13 protein-coding genes are annotated in these 17541 nt (G+C 61.0%); 5 read left to right on the forward strand and 8 right to left on the reverse strand.

The genetic code is table 11. The annotated features are described in order from the left end of the window. Nucleotides 1-17: 17 nt before the first annotated feature. Nucleotides 18-1277 (reverse strand): hypothetical protein, encoded by a 1260-nt coding sequence (locus ACA065_RS17025; RefSeq protein WP_497690695.1) that lies wholly within the window; start codon nucleotides 1275-1277, stop codon nucleotides 18-20. Between the two features lie 274 nt (nucleotides 1278-1551). Between ACA065_RS17025 and ACA065_RS17030 the strand changes: the two genes are divergently transcribed. From ACA065_RS17030 to ACA065_RS17050, 5 genes are all read left to right on the forward strand, one after another. Continuing rightward, nucleotides 1552-2610 (forward strand): LacI family DNA-binding transcriptional regulator, encoded by a 1059-nt coding sequence (locus tag ACA065_RS17030; protein WP_497690696.1) that lies wholly within the window; start codon nucleotides 1552-1554, stop codon nucleotides 2608-2610. A gap of 87 nt (nucleotides 2611-2697) precedes the next feature. Then, nucleotides 2698-3480 carry a sugar phosphate isomerase/epimerase family protein gene (locus ACA065_RS17035; protein ID WP_497690697.1) on the forward strand — a complete coding sequence of 261 codons (783 nt, stop codon included), beginning with the start codon at nucleotides 2698-2700 and terminating at the stop codon, nucleotides 3478-3480. Continuing rightward, nucleotides 3473-4414, forward strand: coding sequence for a sugar kinase (locus ACA065_RS17040; protein ID WP_497690698.1), 942 nt, complete (start codon nucleotides 3473-3475; stop codon nucleotides 4412-4414). The genes ACA065_RS17035 and ACA065_RS17040 overlap by 8 nt, the downstream gene beginning before the upstream one ends. A gap of 45 nt (nucleotides 4415-4459) precedes the next feature. After that, complete coding sequence (locus ACA065_RS17045) at nucleotides 4460-5755, forward strand: MFS transporter (RefSeq protein WP_497690699.1); 1296 nt, start codon at nucleotides 4460-4462, stop codon at nucleotides 5753-5755. Continuing rightward, nucleotides 5755-6732: an NAD(P)-dependent oxidoreductase gene (locus ACA065_RS17050; protein ID WP_497690700.1), complete on the forward strand. Its 978-nt coding sequence runs from the start codon at nucleotides 5755-5757 to the stop codon at nucleotides 6730-6732. The genes ACA065_RS17045 and ACA065_RS17050 overlap by 1 nt, the downstream gene beginning before the upstream one ends. Nucleotides 6733-7014: 282 nt before the next feature. Here the strand turns inward: ACA065_RS17050 and ACA065_RS17055 are convergent, their stop codons facing one another. The 7 genes from ACA065_RS17055 to praB form a co-directional block, all read right to left on the reverse strand. Further along, nucleotides 7015-8718, reverse strand: a complete 1704-nt coding sequence (locus ACA065_RS17055; RefSeq protein WP_497690701.1) for an AMP-binding protein — start codon at nucleotides 8716-8718, stop codon at nucleotides 7015-7017. Nucleotides 8719-8748: 30 nt separating this feature from the next. Beyond that, nucleotides 8749-10047 carry an acetyl-CoA C-acetyltransferase gene (locus tag ACA065_RS17060; RefSeq protein ID WP_497690702.1) on the reverse strand — a complete coding sequence of 433 codons (1299 nt, stop codon included), beginning with the start codon at nucleotides 10045-10047 and terminating at the stop codon, nucleotides 8749-8751. Further along, nucleotides 10044-10934 carry a MaoC/PaaZ C-terminal domain-containing protein gene (locus ACA065_RS17065; RefSeq protein WP_497690703.1) on the reverse strand — a complete coding sequence of 297 codons (891 nt, stop codon included), beginning with the start codon at nucleotides 10932-10934 and terminating at the stop codon, nucleotides 10044-10046. The genes ACA065_RS17060 and ACA065_RS17065 overlap by 4 nt, the downstream gene beginning before the upstream one ends. A 3-nt stretch (nucleotides 10935-10937) precedes the next feature. Next, nucleotides 10938-12281: a 3-oxoacyl-ACP reductase gene (locus ACA065_RS17070; protein ID WP_497690704.1), complete on the reverse strand. Its 1344-nt coding sequence runs from the start codon at nucleotides 12279-12281 to the stop codon at nucleotides 10938-10940. Nucleotides 12282-12571: 290 nt separating this feature from the next. Beyond that, on the reverse strand, nucleotides 12572-15097 hold the full coding sequence (locus ACA065_RS17075) for an acyl-CoA dehydrogenase (protein WP_497690705.1): 2526 nt from the start codon (nucleotides 15095-15097) through the stop codon (nucleotides 12572-12574). A 269-nt stretch (nucleotides 15098-15366) separates the two neighbouring features. Then, entirely contained in the window at nucleotides 15367-16812 is a 1446-nt protein-coding gene (locus tag ACA065_RS17080) for an outer membrane protein transport protein (RefSeq protein WP_497690706.1), read from the reverse strand. 122 nt (nucleotides 16813-16934) lie between these two features. Beyond that, the gene (gene praB, locus ACA065_RS17085; protein WP_497690707.1) at nucleotides 16935-17447 is read right to left on the reverse strand and encodes an alkane oxidation protein activator PraB; all 513 of its coding nucleotides are present in this window, start codon (nucleotides 17445-17447) and stop codon (nucleotides 16935-16937) included. Nucleotides 17448-17541: the final 94 nt, after the last annotated feature.

Consider the following 17541-nt stretch of genomic DNA (forward strand, 5'->3'; position numbering starts at 1 on the left):
GCCTTATAAAAAACGCACTACTTAACGCAAACAACTCCTCGCGGCGTGCAATAGCAGCCTGTCGAGTAAGTCAGGTCAACTCGCACACGCCCAGGGTGCGATTCGGCCTCTTTCACACCGTTGCGCCATACTTCGTAAACCAGGGTTGCTGATTTTGCGTCGCGCAATGGAAACAGCGTTGTGTCAAACGACTCCAACGTCCCCACCGTTATGAATGCGCCTTTACTACTTGCGTGCTCCGGGGCCCACGTTATTGTTTGGCTAATGATGAAATTCGGGTTTTGAGTCGCCCAGTTATTTTCATTGAAACCCTGACAAACAATCACAAGCCTATCATTCACCAAAATGTTGCTGTTGGCAGGTATCAACCAACGTATTCCGGACATCACACTGGGTTGCGAATTGCAGTACAAGTAGCCAGTTTTACTTAGTGTGTGCTGCACAACCGGAGCAGGAAGGGTCGGGACCGGCAACGGTGTAGTGGCGAAACCAACCACAAACGGCGCACCGACACTTCTGGTACTGAAGTTCCCGGTGGCGTCAAAAATTTTACTGAAAACGTATGCTGGCCCGTTGTTCAGGCTGCGAAAGGCCGCAGCATCGAGCGCCACAGTCGGCGGGTTGGTGCTGAAGTCGACCAATGACCTTCCAGCCGCGGGCAGGCCGGGAGGCGGGTTCGGTTGGTTGGATACATAGAGCTCGACATAATCACCGACCGCCCCGACGTTGTAGAACGGATGGAAAAAACGAACACTTGGATTGGCCAGCAAATACTGTTCGTTGAGTGCCGGTACCGGTGGCACGACAAACCGCAGTGTGTCACTCGGGAGCAGCCACCGTGGCACGTCACGGTCGATGGTGATCGTAACGGTCCCTTCCATGGTGTTCATGTTCAAGCCGCCGTCAGTCGTGACGGTGTAATAAAGCTGCGCTTCGCGATAAGGGGCGCTGAACAAATCTCCCACGCTGATATAAAGGTCGTAAGAGTCACGAAGGGGTGGCGGAGCGGGTGGTACATCCAATGTATCAAGTAGCTTTACAAGCTTATTGCTAATCCAATAGAGCTGGACTTTATCGGGCACGGAACCCGGTGCTAGTGTCGTGCCCCACATGCGAATAGTCACTTTGAGTGGCGCCAGCAATAACGCTTGCGGAACGATCCCTCTGAAGTCGGTGGTAGTGACGCCATCGATAGTTAACGGGGTCAAACCTGGGATACTTGCAAACACCCCACCGCTTTTACCGGCGGCAAGCAGGGGTTTTTTTATGTCAGTCATATTCCGGCCTCAGGATAAGTGTCATCACGCCGAGCCAGGATAGAACTGCGTTACCTGTTCGCTGTTGGAATAATTAAACGCCCAAAGCCCCTCGCTGGATACTGTCATAACTAACAGGTAGACCTGACCATTCGTCGTTTTCTTCGGCGTGGAACCGCTGCCGATTTCTAAATTTTCCTTGACGCAAACCGGGCAACTGGCATTTGATGAAACCGGTTTCAGTTCAACACCCAGGTAACGAATCCGTTAAATCCAATAAGAAAGGCTTACCACCGTGACGCCATTTTCCGCCGCCCAGCGCAGCCGCGTGACCATGCTCGACGTGGCCGAGCGCGCCGGTGTGTCCAAGGCCAGCGTGTCGCGCTTTATCGGTGATGACCGCGCCCTGCTCTCCGACGCCACAGCCCTGCGCATCGAACAGGCCATCAACGACCTCGGCTACCGCCCCAACCAAATGGCGCGCGGTTTGAAACGAGGGCGCACACGCTTGATCGGCATGCTGGTCGCCGATATCCGCAACCCTTACTCCATTGCCGTGATGCACGGCGTCGAAACCGCCTGCCGCCAGCACGGCTACAGCCTGGTGGTGTGCAACACCGACCGCGATGACGCGCAGGAGCGCCAACACCTGGCGGCGCTGCGCTCGTACAACATCGAAGGGTTGATCGTGAACACCCTCGGCCATCACCTTGATCAATTACTTGAACTGCAGGCGGAAATGCCGCTGGTGCTGGTCGACCGTAAAGTCGAGCCACTGCACAGCGACCTGGTGGGGTTGGATAACCCCGCAGCCGTGCGCATCGCCATCGAGCATCTGCAACAGCAGGGTTATCGCGATGTGTTGTTGGTGAGTGAAGCCGCCGATGGCACCAGCTCGCGCCTGGAGCGCCAGGCCAGCTTCACGGCCGAGATTGGCAGCCGCCCGGGTTTGACCGGCGCGGTGCTGGAGCTGGATGACGCACTGGAAAAGCGCTTGCAACGCTTTCTTGCCAACCCCGGCCCCAAGGCCGTGTTCTGCGCCAACGGCATTGCCGCGCTGGCCTGCACCCGCGCGCTCAAGGCCCTGGGCTGCAACCTGTTTGAAGAGGTTGGCCTGATCGCCCTGGATGACCTGGACTGGTACTCGCTGGTAGGCAGCGGCATTACCGCCCTCGCCCAGCCCACTGAAGCGATTGGCGCCAGTGCCTTCGACTGCCTGCTCAAACGCCTGCGCGGTGATGACGCGCCGGCGCGCACCCTGGACTTTTTGCCGGAACTGATTATCCGAGGATCAACCCAATCTATTGTGGGAGCTGGCTTGCCTGCGATGACGGTCTCTAAGACGAAAAAGTAGTCGCCGACACACCGTCATCGCAGGCAAGCCAGCGCCCACTTTTGGTTTTGCGAATAAAAATGAAACCGGTTTCAGAGGTACACAACAATGCACAAATACCCCGTTTCCATCAGCCTTTCCAGCTACGGCGCCGACTTGGTTCGCCAACAGGGCCAACTGAGTTTTGTCGAGTTGCTGAGCGCCGCCGGCGCCCAACGCATCGAATGGCGTGAAGAACTGCTGACCCGCGAACACCCGGCCACACTGGCCCAGGCCGCCGCCGAACACGGCCTGGAATCAGTGTTCTCCTCGCCGCTGGAACTCTGGGTGGCCGGGCGTGCCCAGCCGAATGCCGAACTCGCCGCCACCCTGGACCGCGCCCAGGCCTTCGGCTCGCGCTGGCTGAAAGTCTCCCTCGGCTACTTCACCGACACCAACGACCTGCAAAGCCTGCATGCCCTGCTCAACCGCCACGCGGTGCAACTGCTGGTGGAAAACGACCAGACCCTGCACGGCGGGCGGATCGAGCCGATGCAGCGGTTCTTTAGCGAAGTTGAGCGCCTGGGCCTGCCGGTCAAGATGACCTTCGACATCGGCAACTGGCAGTGGCAGGACCAATCCGCCCTCACCGCCGCGCGCCTGTTGGGCCGGCACGTGGCTTACCTGCACTGCAAGGCCGTGGCGCGTCGGCCGGACGGCAAGCTGGTCGCCCTGCCGCCCGGCGCCACCGACCTGCATCTGTGGGAACAACTGCTCAAGCATATGACTCAAGGTATTACCCGGGCCGTGGAATTCCCGTTGCAAGGCGATGACCTGATCGACGTCACCGCGCAACAGGTCGCCACCCTCGCCCTCCTTGGCCAGCCGCGTGCGGAGAATGCCCATGTCTGAGATCGATATCCTGTCGTTTGGTGAAACCATGGCGATGTTTGTCGCCGAGCAGACCGGCGACCTGGCCCAAGTGGCCCAGTTTCACAAACGCATTGCCGGGGCCGACAGCAATGTCGCCATTGGCCTGTCGCGCCTGGGGTTCAATGTGGCCTGGCTGAGCCGGGTCGGCAATGATTCCCTGGGGCGGTTTGTGGTCGACACGTTGAAAAACGAAGGCCTGGATTGCCGGCACGTGGCGGTCGATCCGCTGCACCCGACCGGCTTTCAATTCAAGTCCCGCGAAGAAGCCGGCGCCGACCCTCAGGTGGAATACTTTCGCAAAGGCTCGGCGGCCAGTCACTTGTCGATTGCCGCCATCAGCCCCGCGCTGCTGCAGGCGCGCCACCTGCACGCCACCGGCATTGCGCCCGCGTTGTCCGCGGCCACCCGCGAACTGTCCCGCGAGCTGATGACACAAATGCGCAAGGCTGGGCGCAGCGTGTCGTTCGACCCGAACCTGCGCCCCTCGTTATGGGCCAGCCAGGCGCAAATGATCAGCGAAATCAACGCCCTTGCCGCGCTGGCGGATTGGGTCTTGCCGGGCCTGAGCGAAGGTCGCTTGCTCACCGGCTTCGACGACCCGGCCGACATCGCCGCGTTCTACCTCGACCAAGGCGCCGAAGCCGTAGCGATCAAGCTTGGGCCGGACGGCGCCTATTACCGCACCCAGATGGACCAGGGCTTTGTCGCCGCCGTGCCGGTGGAAAAAGTCGTGGATACCGTGGGCGCCGGCGATGGTTTCGCCGTCGGCATGATCAGCGCCCTGTTGGAAAACCTCAGCTTTCGCGAAGCCGTACAGCGCGGTAACTGGATCGGCAGCCGCGCCGTGCAGAGCCGCGGCGATATGGAAGGTTTGCCCACGCGTGCGCAGTTATCCACTCGATCTGTTGCATGACCCACACCCTGTTGCCACAACTACAACAAGCTCAGGAGCAACCCCATGGACACCTTGAAACTCGCCACCCGTCGCTGGTGGTACATCATGCCCATCGTTTTTATCACCTACAGCCTGGCGTACCTGGACCGCGCCAACTACGGTTTCGCCGCCGCCTCGGGAATGGCCGAAGACCTGATGATCACCCCCGGCATGTCATCACTGCTGGGTGCGCTGTTCTTCCTCGGTTACTTTTTTTTCCAGGTGCCGGGGGCGATCTACGCGCAAAAGCGCAGCGTTAAAAAGCTGATTTTCGTCAGCCTGATCCTCTGGGGCGGCCTCGCCACGCTGACCGGCGTGGTGTCCAACGCCTACATGCTGATCGCCATTCGCTTCATGCTCGGGGTGGTCGAAGCCGCCGTGATGCCGGCGATGCTGGTGTACCTGTGCCACTGGTTCACGCGTGCCGAACGCTCGCGTGCCAATACCTTCCTGATCCTCGGCAACCCGGTGACCATGCTGTGGATGTCAGTGGTCTCGGGCTATCTGGTGCAGCATTTCAGCTGGCGCTGGATGTTTATCATCGAAGGCTTGCCGGCGGTCATCTGGGCGTTTATCTGGTGGAAGCTGGCGGATGAGAAACCCGCCGACGCCAAGTGGCTGAGTGAGCAACATAAGAAAGACCTGCAAAGCGCGCTGGCCGCCGAGCAAGTCGGGATCAAGGCGGTGAAGAACTACGCCGAGGCCTTTCGCTCGCCCAAGGTGATCATCCTGGCGCTGCAGTTTTTCTGCTGGAGCATCGGCGTGTACGGCTTTGTGCTGTGGCTGCCGTCGATCCTCAAGGCCGGCTTGCAGATGGACATGGTCGAAGCCGGCTGGCTGTCGGCGCTGCCGTACCTGGCGGCCGTGATCGGCATGCTCGCGGTGTCGTGGGGCTCGGACAAGCTGCAAAAACGTAAACGTTTTGTGTGGCCGCCGTTGTTGATTGCGTCCATCGCGTTCTACGCCTCCTACGCACTCGGCGCCGAACATTTCTGGTGGTCCTACACCCTGCTGGTGATCGCCGGAGCCTGCATGTATGCGCCTTACGGGCCGTTCTTCGCCATTGTCCCCGAGATTCTGCCGGCCAACGTTGCCGGTGGCGCCATGGCGCTGATCAACAGCATGGGCGCGCTCGGTTCTTTTGGCGGCTCGTACCTGGTCGGTTATCTCAATAGCAGCACCGGCTCGCCGGGCGCTTCGTACCTGCTGATGAGCGGTGCGCTGATGCTCTCGGTGGTCCTCACGATTTTCCTCAAGCCCGGCGCCAGCGACCGTGAACGCGCGCCGATGCCCACCCTTGGATTAAAGGTGAAAACCTGATGAAAAAATCTGTCGTTTTGTACAAAAAACTCTCCGCCCCACTGATGGCCCGCCTGCACGAGCACGCCGACGTCACGCTTATTGAAGCGCTGGACGAAACCGGCCTGGCCAAGCTGCGCGACGCCTTGCCCACCGCCCACGGGCTGCTGGGTGCCAGCCTGCGCCTGGACGCCAAACTGCTCGACCTGGCGCCCACGCTTGAAGCGGTGGCCAGCGTATCGGTGGGTGTCGACAACTACGATATCGGCTACCTGACCCAGCGCGGCATCCTGCTCAGCAACACCCCGGACGTGCTCACCGAAACCACCGCCGATACCGGTTTTGCGCTGATCCTGGCGACTGCACGCCGGGTGGTCGAACTGGCCGACATGGTGCGTGCCGGCCAGTGGAGCAAGAACATTGGCCCGGCGCATTTCGGCACCGACGTGCACGGCAAAACCCTGGGCATTATCGGCATGGGCCGCATCGGCGAAGCCCTGGCGCAGCGCGGGCATTTTGGGTTTGGCATGCCGGTGATCTACCACAGCCACTCACCCAAGCCGTTGGTGGAAGAACGTTTCGGCGCGCAATACCGCAGCCTGGTGGAGTTGCTCAAGGAAGCCGATTTTGTCTGCCTGACCTTGCCGTTGACCGCCGAAACCGAGAAGTTGATCGGCGCTGAAGAATTCGCGCTGATGGGCCCGGAGACGATCTTCATCAACATCTCACGCGGCAAAGTGGTGGATGAGGCCGCGCTGGTTGAGGCCCTGCAGCAACGCACGATTCGCGCGGCGGGTTTGGATGTGTTTGAGCGCGAGCCGTTGAATCACGACTCGGCGTTGTTGCGTTTGAATAACGTGGTGGCGACACCGCATATCGGCTCGGCGACCCATGAAACGCGCGAGGCAATGGCCAAGTGTGCGGTGGACAACCTGCTGGCCGCGCTGGCGGGTGAGCGGCCGAAAAACCTGGTGAATCCGGCGGCCTGGAAACACTAATTCCTGAGGTTTACATAGGCCCAATGTGGGAGCTGGCTTGCCTGCGATGCAGACACCTCGGTACATCAGGCATAACCAGTTGCTGCCTTCGCAGCGGTTCGGCGGTCCGACAAGCCAGCTCCCACACTTGACCGAGTACACACATCTACCTGATGTACTGAGCTCCAAAGGTGGGAGCGGGCTTGCTCGCGAAGGCGGTGGGTCAGCCACCAAATGCATCAACTGACCCACCGCCATCGGGGGCTTGCTCCCTCCCACCTTTGGAGCGTCGAGACCTTCGAATCAGCGCAAGGCGCGGCGCAGCACTTTGCCCACGGTGGTCTTGGGCAACTCAGTGGTGCGAAATTCCACATACCGCGGCACTTTGTAACCCGTCAGGTATTCCCGGCAGTGGGCGAGGATCTGTTCCTGGGTCAGTTCCGGGTCTTTGCGCACGACGATGATCTTGACCTTCTCCCCCGTCACCGCGTCTTCCACGCCGATAGCCGCCACTTCCCCAACGCCCGGATGCAACGCCACCACGTCTTCGATTTCATTGGGGTACACGTTGAAGCCCGAGACCAGGATCATATCTTTCTTGCGGTCAACCAGGCGGATATAACCGCGCTCATCCATCACGCCAATATCACCGGTCGACAGCCAGCCCTCGGCATCCAGCACTTCGGCGGTTTCCTTCGGGCGCTGCCAGTAGCCCTGCATCACCTGTGGGCCGCGCACTTGCAGTTCGCCTTGTTCACCGACCTCGGCCAGTTCGCCATCCTCACGCATAAAGCGCACCCAGGTCGACGGCAAGGGCACGCCGATGCTGCCGGTGAATTCCATCTCACGCATGCGTGCGATGTTGATCGGGCTGATGCTCACCACCGGCGAGCACTCGGTGAGCCCGTAGCCTTCGATAATCGGCAACCCGGTGACTTCCTTCCAGCGCTTGGCCACCGCCGTGTGCGTGGCCATGCCGCCGGCGATCACCATGCGCAAGTCGGAGAAATCCCGCGCGCAGAATTCCTTGTTCTCCAGCAAACCATTGAACAACGTGTTGACCCCGGCAATCCCGTTGAAACGCTCCTTGCGCAGGATCATCTGCACGCGCTTCACGTCGCGCGGGTTGGCGATCAGGATGTTGCGCCCGCCCAGGCACATGAACATCAAGCAGTTCACCGTCAGCGAAAAGATGTGGTAAAGCGGCAGCAAGGTGACGTTGGTTTCCTGCTTATCCTGGTCCAACTGGTCACCGACCCAGGCCTTGGCCTGCAACAGGTTGGCGATGATATTGCGGTGGCTGAGCATCACCCCTTTGGCATCACCGGTGGTGCCGCCGGTGTATTGCAGGAAGGCCAATTCATCCAGGTTCATCGCCACCGGGAAGTGATTCAGCGCCCGCCCCTGTTTCAGCACCTGGTTGAAGCGCACGGCGCCTGGCAGGTTGAATGTTGGCACCTGCTTTTGCACGCGGCGCAGGATGAAGTTCATCGCCGCGCCCTTGAAAGTGCCCAGCAAATCGCCGATGGCCGCCACCACCACGCGCTTGACGCTGCTGCCGGCAATCACCTTTTCCAGGGTGTGAGCGAAGTTCTCGAAGATCACCACCGTTTCGGCGCCGCTGTCCTTGAGCAGGTGCTTGAGCTCATGGGCGGTGTACAGCGGGTTGACGTTAACCACCACCGCACCGGCCAGGATCGTACCCAACAGGCAGATCGGGTACTGCAAGCAATTGGGCATCATCAACGCCACGCGGTCGCCCTTCTGCACGCCCTGGCCCTGCAGCCACGCGGCAAACGCGACACCTTGTACTTGCCAGTCGGCGTAGGTCATTTGCGTACCGATGCTGACGTAGGCGACGCGCTCGCGAAACTTCTCCAGGTGCTCCAGGAACACCTCGCGCAACGACGGGTAGGCCTCGATCCCGGACTCAATGTCTGCCGGCACGCCCGGCAAGTAAGCGTTCAACCAGATCCGTTCTGCGTGTTCCAGGCTTACAGCGTTCATGGCAGTCTCCTTGTTGTTATTTTTTTAGCGCTACTTTTCGACGATGGCGGTAATGCCCAGCCCGCCCGCCGCGCAGATCGAAATCAAGCCGCGCCCGCCGCCGTTCTCATGAATGGTTTTGGCCAGCGCCGCCAATTGCCGGCCACCGGTAGCGGCGAACGGGTGACCGCAGCCGAGCGAGCCGCCATTGACGTTCATCTTGCTGCGCGCGATGGCGCCCAGCGGTGCGTCCAGGCGGAGTCGCTCGCGGCAGTAATCGGCGTCTTCCCAAGCCTTGAGCGTGCACAGCACCTGGGCGGCAAAGGCTTCGTGGATCTCGAAGAAATCGAAGTCGGCAAAACTCAGGCCTTCGCGCTTGAGCATCCTGGGCACCGCATAGGCCGGGGCCATCAGCAGGCCCTCGGTGCCGTCGACAAAATTGACCGCCGCCGTCTCGCCAGTGCGCAGGTAAGCCAGCACTGGCAAGCCATGCTCGGCGGCCCAGGCTTCGCTGGCCAGCAGCACCACTGAGGCGCCATCGGTCAGTGGCGTGGAATTGCCCGCCGTGAGCGTGCCGTTCTGGCGGTCGTAGGCGGGCGACAGGCCCGCGAGCTTTTCCAGGCTGGCATCGGCGCGCAGGTTGTTGTCGCGCGCCAGCCCGCGGTAAGGGCTGATCAAGTCGTCGAAAAAGCCGCGTTTGTAGGCGGCATCCAGGCATTGGTGACTGGTCAGGGTCAACTCATCCTGGGCCAGGCGTTTGATCTGCCAGCGCTTGGCCATTTCTTCACAGTGCTCGCCCATCGACAGGCCGGTGCGCGGCTCGCCATTGCGCGGCAGCAACGGCTTGAAAAACATCGACGGGCGCACCTTCAACAACGCCTTGAACTTATCGCCCAGGCCCTTGGCGCGATTGGCCGCAAGTAAGGTGTGGCGCAGGGATTCGTTGATGCCGATGGGCGCGTCGGAGGTGGTGTCGGAACCGCCAGCGATGCCCACTTCGATCTGGCCGAGGGCGATTTTATTTGCCACCAGCAACGCCGCCTCCAGGCCGGTGCCGCAGGCTTGCTGCACATCGTAGGCCGGTGTGTCCGGCGACAACGTGGTGGACAGCAACGATTCGCGCGCCAGGTTGAAATCCCGCGAATGCTTGATCACCGCGCCCGCGGCAAACTCGCCCAGGTGCTGGCCGTGCAGGTGGTAGCGGTCGACCAGCCCTTGCAACGCGGCGACCAACAGGTCCTGGTTGCTGTCGTGGGCATACACGGTGTTGGAGCGCGCAAACGCAATACGGTTGCCGCCGATAATCGCCACGCGGCGGGTCGGGGCCGGGTTGAAACTGTAGTCACTCATGTGGGGGTCTCATTCCAAACAAATAGCCCACGCATATGCGGTTTATCACCGGCAAAATTGCGCACTTCGAACTCACGGCGCGGGCCGGTCACCGGGCGGTTCCACAGGGCGACCTGGCCGGGCAGGAAAATCGGCAGTTTGAAGTCGCAATGCGCCTGCGCCTGATCCAACCCACCCGGCGGCTGCTGGGCGGCCAATGCGCGGCCCAGGGTCCACATGCCGTGGGCGATGGCGCGGCGAAAACCGAAAATTTTGGCGCCGATCAGCGAGGTATGAATCGGGTTGAAATCCCCCGAGACCTGGGCAAACCTGCGGCCCAGGTCGGCGGGCAACACCCAGCGTTGGGTGCGTAACAGGCCCTCTTCCGGCAACGCCAACACGTCATCCCACGGTTCGCCGACCGGGTTTTTAACCTCGCGACGCAGGTACAGGCTGTCGCTCTGCCACACCAGCGCGTCGGCGCTGTAGGCCCGCGTGGCGATACTCAGCGCCTGGCCCTTGGGATGCGCCACCCAGCGCTCGCAAAACACCTCCAGGCGCAGGGCCTGGCCCTCGTGCAAGCGCTGGTGCTGACGAATGCGATTGGCCAGGTGCACCATGCCGCTGGCCGGGTACGGGAAGCTCGGCCGGGTCAGCAACATCAGGTGCAGCGGGAACGCCAATACATGCGGATAAGCCAATGGCACGCCCTGCTCGCGGCAAAAACCACAGGCACGGCCATACGCCGCGATGCCGCTGGCCGACAGCTCCACCGCCGAACGCACCAGCAGCGCGTTGGGCAGCGGCGGCGCAGCGTCGAGCTTGGGTTTGCGCAGCGCACGCACGCCGTCCAGCAACAACCGGGTGCGCGACGGTGGTGGTTCGATAATCTGCGTCACGTAGTGCATGGCTCAGGCTCCCAGCAGGCTTTGGCCGCACACGCGTACGACTTGGCCGTTGACTGCGCCGGACGCCGGGTGCGCCAGCCAGGCAATCGTCTCGGCCACGTCAATCGGCTGCCCGCCTTGGGACAGCGAGTTCATGCGCCGCCCCGCCTCGCGGATCATCAGCGGAATCTTTGCCGTCATCTGCGTTTCGATAAACCCTGGCGCCACGGCATTCACCGTGACTTGCTGCGCTGCGGCCAGCGGTGCCAGGCCTTGCACCAGGCCGATCACACCGGCCTTGGAGGTGGCGTAGTTGCTTTGCCCCAGGTTGCCGGCGATACCCGAAATCGATGACACGCACACGATCCGCCCGCCCGGGTTCACACCCTGGCTTTGCAGTAACGCGCAGCTCAACTGCAATGGCGCTTGCAGGTTGACCGCCAGCACACTGCGCCAGGCCGCCTCGGTCATCTTGGCAATGGTTTTGTCGCGGGTGATGCCGGCGTTGTGCACCACCACATCAAAGGCGCCGTACTGGCTGACATGCCCCAGCAACAGCGCGGCCGCATCGTCGGCGGTGATGTCCAACGGCAAGGCGGAGCCGTTCACGCTGCTGGCGGCTTGCTGCAACGCGTCTTGGGCTTGGGGCACGTCGACGCAGACCACATGGGCGCCGTCGCGCGCCAGCACCTGGGCGATGGCCAAGCCAATGCCACGCGAAGCGCCGGTGACCAGGGCGCGTCGGCCGGCGAAGGGTTTTTCCCAGTTCACCGCGACAGGGCCGCCCACCGGTTTCTCCAGGCGCACCACTTGCCCGGACACATAGGCCGAGCGGCGCGACAGGAAGAACCGCAGGCTGCTGTCCAGGGCGTCTTCAGCGCCGGGCGCGACGTAGATCAATTGCACGGTAATTGCGCGGCGCAGTTCCTTGGCCAGCGACCGCACCAGGCCTTCAAGTGCACGTTGGGCGATGGCCTGGGGCAAATCCTGGCAATGTTCCGGGGCCGTGCCGAGTACCACTACGCGGCCGTGATGACTGAGGCGTTTGGCGTTGGCGTGGAAGAATACATAGAGCTCATCGAGCTGCTGCAGGTCGAGCACCGCACTGGCGTCGAACACCGCGCCTTGCACCTTGACCGTGGACGGCGCCTTGAGGGTCGCCGGGGTGGCGGCGACGGTGTCGGTCGCTTGGAAAACCTGTTGCACCTGCGCGCAAAGCCGCCCTGCCCCGGCGACGATCACCGGGTTGGCAAGGCCTTGCTGGCCGCTGCGATGGCGCTGCAACGGCAAGGGTTGCGGCAGGCCGATAGCCTGGGCCAGGCGCCGGCCCCAGGGGGAATTGACGAAGGATAGATAGCTGTCACTCATAAAAGGTCCCACTCACAAAACAAACTTGCCTTGTAAACCCGACCCAATGTGGGAGCGGGCTTGCTCGCGAATGCGGTCTCTCAGGTGCATAGGTGCAAGCTGACCCACCGCTTTCGGGAGCAAGCCCCCTCCCACATTGACCGTGCTCATTCAGTAAACGTATTCACTCACACCACATGCCTTGCCTTGTAAACCCGATCCTTGTGGGAGCTGGCTTGCCTGCGATGGCGGTGTGTCAGGTAAACCGCTATCGCAGGCAAGCCAGCTCCCACATTGGGACCGCGCTTGTCCTAATTGACCGAGGCGTTTTCGCTTTGGGTGGTGCGGCGCTTGGCCTTGGGCTCCAACGCCTGTTGACGCTGCTGCAACGCCTCCAGCAGACCAAAGTCCTGCGGGAAGTCGTCGACCTGGATGCCGTGGTCGGCGTATTCCACATAACGCCCCAGCAGGCTGTCTTCATCGTCGCTGATCAAATCCAGCGCGCGCGCCTTGACGCGCCACCCGGTGAAGGCCGTGGCGCAAATCGGCATCGGCTCGATCAGGCCTTGCTTGACGGCGGGCTTGAGCCTGGCATCGATCAGTTCCACTTGCGGCAACAGACGGAAACCCAGTTCGCCGTAGGCCAGCTTGTCGATTTCCGGCCGCGGGATGTAGGAATTGGCCAGCAGGCGGTCACGGGTTTCACCGGGGGTTTGCACCACCTCGGCCACTTGGGCCAACAATCGGTCCGATGGCTTGCGCAGAGGAATGCCGAACGGAAAACTCAACCCGCGCACCACGGTGGCAGCGGCTTTCGAAGGGTAGTTATCGAGCACTTCGGCCAAGGCTTCGTGGGCACGCAGCAGCGCGTCCTGGGCCGACCAGTGCACCAGCGGCAGGTCTGCCTGGGGCCGGCCGTCATCCTCAAAGCGCTTGAGTACGCAGGACAAAATGTACAACTGCGACAGAATATCGCCCAAGCGCCCGGTGATACTTTCCTTGCGTTTAAGCGCTCCACCGAGCACGCCCATGGACACATCCGAGATCAACGCCAACACCACCGACAGCCGATTAGCCTGACGGTAGTAGGACGCCAGCGCCGGCTCGGTCTTGGCAGGCGCTGAAATCAGCCGCCCACCCGTGAGCGAATGCACCGCCGCGCGCACAGTATTGGCCAGTACAAAGCTCATATGGCCGAACATTGCGCTGTCGAAGGCTTCCAGCGCCTGGCGCCGATCCGGGTTACGCGCGGCCTCCATCTCGCGGAACACATACGGATGGCAGCGAATCAGGCCCTGGCCAAAGATGATCAGGCAGCGCGTCATGATGTTCGCGCCCTCCACCGTGATCGCAATCGGGCTTTGCTGGTAAGCGCGCGCCAGGAAGTTGTTCGGCCCCATGCAGATGCCTTTGCCGGCGACGATGTCCATGCCGTCGTTGACGATGATGCGCGCACGCTCGGTGACGTGGTACTTGGCGATGGCCGAGATCACCGAGGGTTTCTCACCCGCATCCAGCGACGCCACCGACACCTTGCGCACCGCATCGCAGGCATACAAATGCCCGGCCATGCGCGCCAACGGCGCCTGCACGCCTTCGAACTTGCCGATGGGCAGGCCGAACTGCTTGCGCATCGCCGCGTAAGCGGTAGTGCCACGTACCGCGACTTTGCCCAGGCCGACGTTGGCCGACGGCAAGGAAATCGCCCGGCCTGCGGCCAGGCATTCCATCAGCATGCGCCAGCCGTTGCCGACTTGTTCGCGGCCGCCGATCACCCACTCCAGTGGAATAAACACATCCTTGCCGGTGGTGGGACCGTTCTGGAACACGGCATTCAAAGGCCAATGACGACGGCCGCTGTTGACGCCGGGATGGGACGTCGGAATCAGCGCGCAGGTGATTCCCAGCGAACCCGCCTTGCCCAGTAAACCGTCCGGGTCCTCGGCACGAAACGCCAGGCCGAGCACCGTAGCGATGGGGCCGAGCGTGATGTAGCGCTTGTCCCAGGTCACTTTAAAGCCCAGCACTTGCTCGCCTTCGTGCATGCCTTTGCAGACGATGCCCAGGTCGGGAATCGCCCCGGCATCGGAGCCGGCATACGGGCTGGTCAACGCAAAACACGGGATGTCTTCACCGCGCGCCAGCCGTGGCAGGTAGTAGTTGCGCTGGGCATCGGTGCCGTAGTGCAACAGCAGTTCAGCCGGGCCCAGGGAATTGGGGACCATCACTGAAATTGCCGCCGCCGAGCAGCGCGTCGACAGCTTCATCACCACTTGCGAATGCGCATAGTGGGAGAAGCCTTTGCCGCCGTATTGCTTGGGAATGATCATGCCGAGGAACCCGGCGTCCTTGGTGTACTGCCAGCCTTCGGGGGACATGTCCTGCCAGACCTGGGTGGTTTCCCAGTCGTTGGACATATTGCACAGGGTCTCGACCTCGTTGTCGAGGAAGGCTTGCTCTTCGGCGCTGAGGCTGGCCGGTGCGGCCTTGAGCAGACGATCCCAATTGGGCTTGCCGCTGAACAGCTCGGCGTCCCACCACACCGTGCCGGACTCGATGGCGGCGCGCTCGGTGTCGGACATGGCCGGCATGATCGTACGAAACAGGCCCAGAGCCTTGCTGGTCAACACCACACGGCGCAGAGGTTTGATTGCCAGCAGCAACGCGGGCAACACCACCAGCAGCGCCGCGACGGTGGCGCCCAAACCCGCCACTACGTTGAACAGGTAACCGAGCGCCAACCAGATCAAGCCTGCGCCCAACCACACAGCAGCAGCGGCTTGTCGGTACGCCAGGGCAATCGCTGCTGCGAAACCCGCCAATAACCAGATAACCATGGGGATACCTCTACTTGATCAGGGCATGGCCGATGCGCAGGCACATCGAAATGAGTTGCGTGGTAAGGCCACACTACAAACTTGAATAGATAAATTCAAATTATGTTTTGAAATTTTTATTTAATGCGTAGACAAAAAAAACAGGCTGGCAGATCAGCCTGTTTAAGCCTTTAAACAACCTTTCAGACCCGCTCGGTCAAGCGAGTATGAAGCAGCAGAAAGATGCGCTGACTGACTGCTTCACACCGGCATGCACAGGTTCAACAGGTTTAGAACATGTAAGTTGCCGACAGGCTGACCACCTCGCCTTTGCTGTCGACTTTGCCATCCAGGCGCGCGGCGCCAAGACGGTCCTCGTTGACGGTCTTGAGCTTGACCTCCTCGACAAACTGCCGTGAATAGGCACCATCGATAGTCAAGCCCGGAACAGCCTTGATGTTGTAGCCAAAGCCCAGCGAGGCGAAGTAACGGTCACCGTCGGGAATGCGTGGGTCACGTGTGGAGTTGCGGGTCGGCGTCTGGTCAAGCGCCACACCGGCACGCAATGTAAAGTCGTCGGTGAGCTTATAGTCGCCGCCCAGCGAGTACATCATCACGTCCTTGTACTTGTAGGGAATCGACACGATGGTGTTGCCATCAGACTTCAACGTCAGCGCCTTGAACGACGACCACTGGGTCCACAACGCACTGGCGCCGAGGCTGAAGCGATCGTTGAACACGTGTACCCAATCGATGGCCGCAGTGGCCGGGATATCCAACTGGGTGCTGGCATTGGCGCCGTCCGGGAACAGCTTCAGGCCAGGGTAGGCACGCTCGACCAGGGTCAGGCCGTCACCGCCAACGTCCGTCATCAATAACCGACTGCCTGGATCGGCGTTGAACTTGTACTTGCCCTCCAGTTTGTTTTTGATCTTGGCGTGGTAGTTCAGGCCAATGGTGTCTTGGTCGGTAGGTTTCCAGGCCATGCCGGCGAACCAGCCCACTGACGTATTGTCGACCTTTACCCGAATAAGCGATTGCCCTACCCCGGATGGAAACGGGATACCGAAGCCTCCCAGACCCGGTGAAACCGCCGCCGCCGCGTACAAATCGACGTTCTGGCTGACAAACCCACTGGTGTGTTGAACGATGGCACCGCCACCGATAGAGAACTGGTCATTGACCTTGAAGGACAGCGAGCCGGTCAGGCCCACGGTCTCGATTTTGGTGTCGACGGCAAAGTCGCGGCCTTTCCAATCGTCGTCCCAGGTCGATTTCATGCCTTGTGGCACGACCTGGCTCAAACCGAAACTGAAACGATCGTTGATCGGTATCACCAGGAACCCAGTGGGCAGCCAAGCGGTGAAACCGCCTTCACCACCGTCACCGGTACGCGGTGTGGATGTGACGCCGCCGAATTCGTCGAGCACACCGACAGAGGCCGGATCACCTTTGTAATCGTAGGCATCACCTTTGAACTTGATATTGACGCGCGCATAGATGACGTTCTGCTGCGCGATGGTTTGATCGATAAACGCCATGGCAGCCGGGTTGTTGTAGGCCGATGATGGGTCGTTCTTGAACAACGAACCGCCGCCGAACGCACGGCCCCAACCTTGAGCACCAAACGTAGGAGTCGAGAAGCCGCCAGCGTGTACCGGCCCGGCTGCGACCATAAGCCCGCCCAACAATGCCAGGCCGAGTAATGCCTGGGCCGGTTGTTTCTTATTATTCATGCTCCACTCCTTATTATTTTTTTCACCATGGCCGGACCTGCCGCCCATGGTTGTCCTCAACAGGTGCCCCGTGAGGGGCACCTGCGTTTCAACGTGTGATCATCACGTCAAGCGCATTGCTATCAAGGGTTTACAGTCAGCGATGGGGATGGAGCAGCGTTCAGAGCGGTAATTTTGCAGCTGCCAACTGTTTGCGCCGAAGGCACGGTGATAGCGTGGGTGTTGTTGTTGTAGAGCACGTTGATTGTGGTTGGGCTGCTGGAGCAGTTGCTGACGATCTTGAAGTTCACACCCGATACAGTGCCTTGGTACACGCCAGCCCCGGTTGAGGTAGAGGTTGGGGTCAAGGTCCAAGGCAGACCGAGCAGCACCGGAACACCACACAATGGGTTGGAACCACTGACCGACGCGCCAGTGATGGAGGCGGAGGAACCGTCGCCCGCTACGCTACCGGTAAACACGATGCTGCAAGAAACAGCCGCTCCGAACGACGCCGGTGACGACACCGCAATCGTGCCGCCTGGCGTGGTGAAGCCAGTGCCCGCTGGAGAAATGGTGGCCGCAGTGGCCATCGAAGCAGCACCCATGCAAACAGTCAGAGCAGTCAACGACACGAGAGTTTTCAAGCTTTTCATTGTTTTTCCTCACATGTTATGGCGAGTCATTTCGCCAGGGGTAATGGCCATGATCGAGAGGTCACGGTGAAACTGCAGAACTTCCCTTTCCAGC

The organism is Pseudomonas sp. LBUM1640, assembly GCF_059716225.1.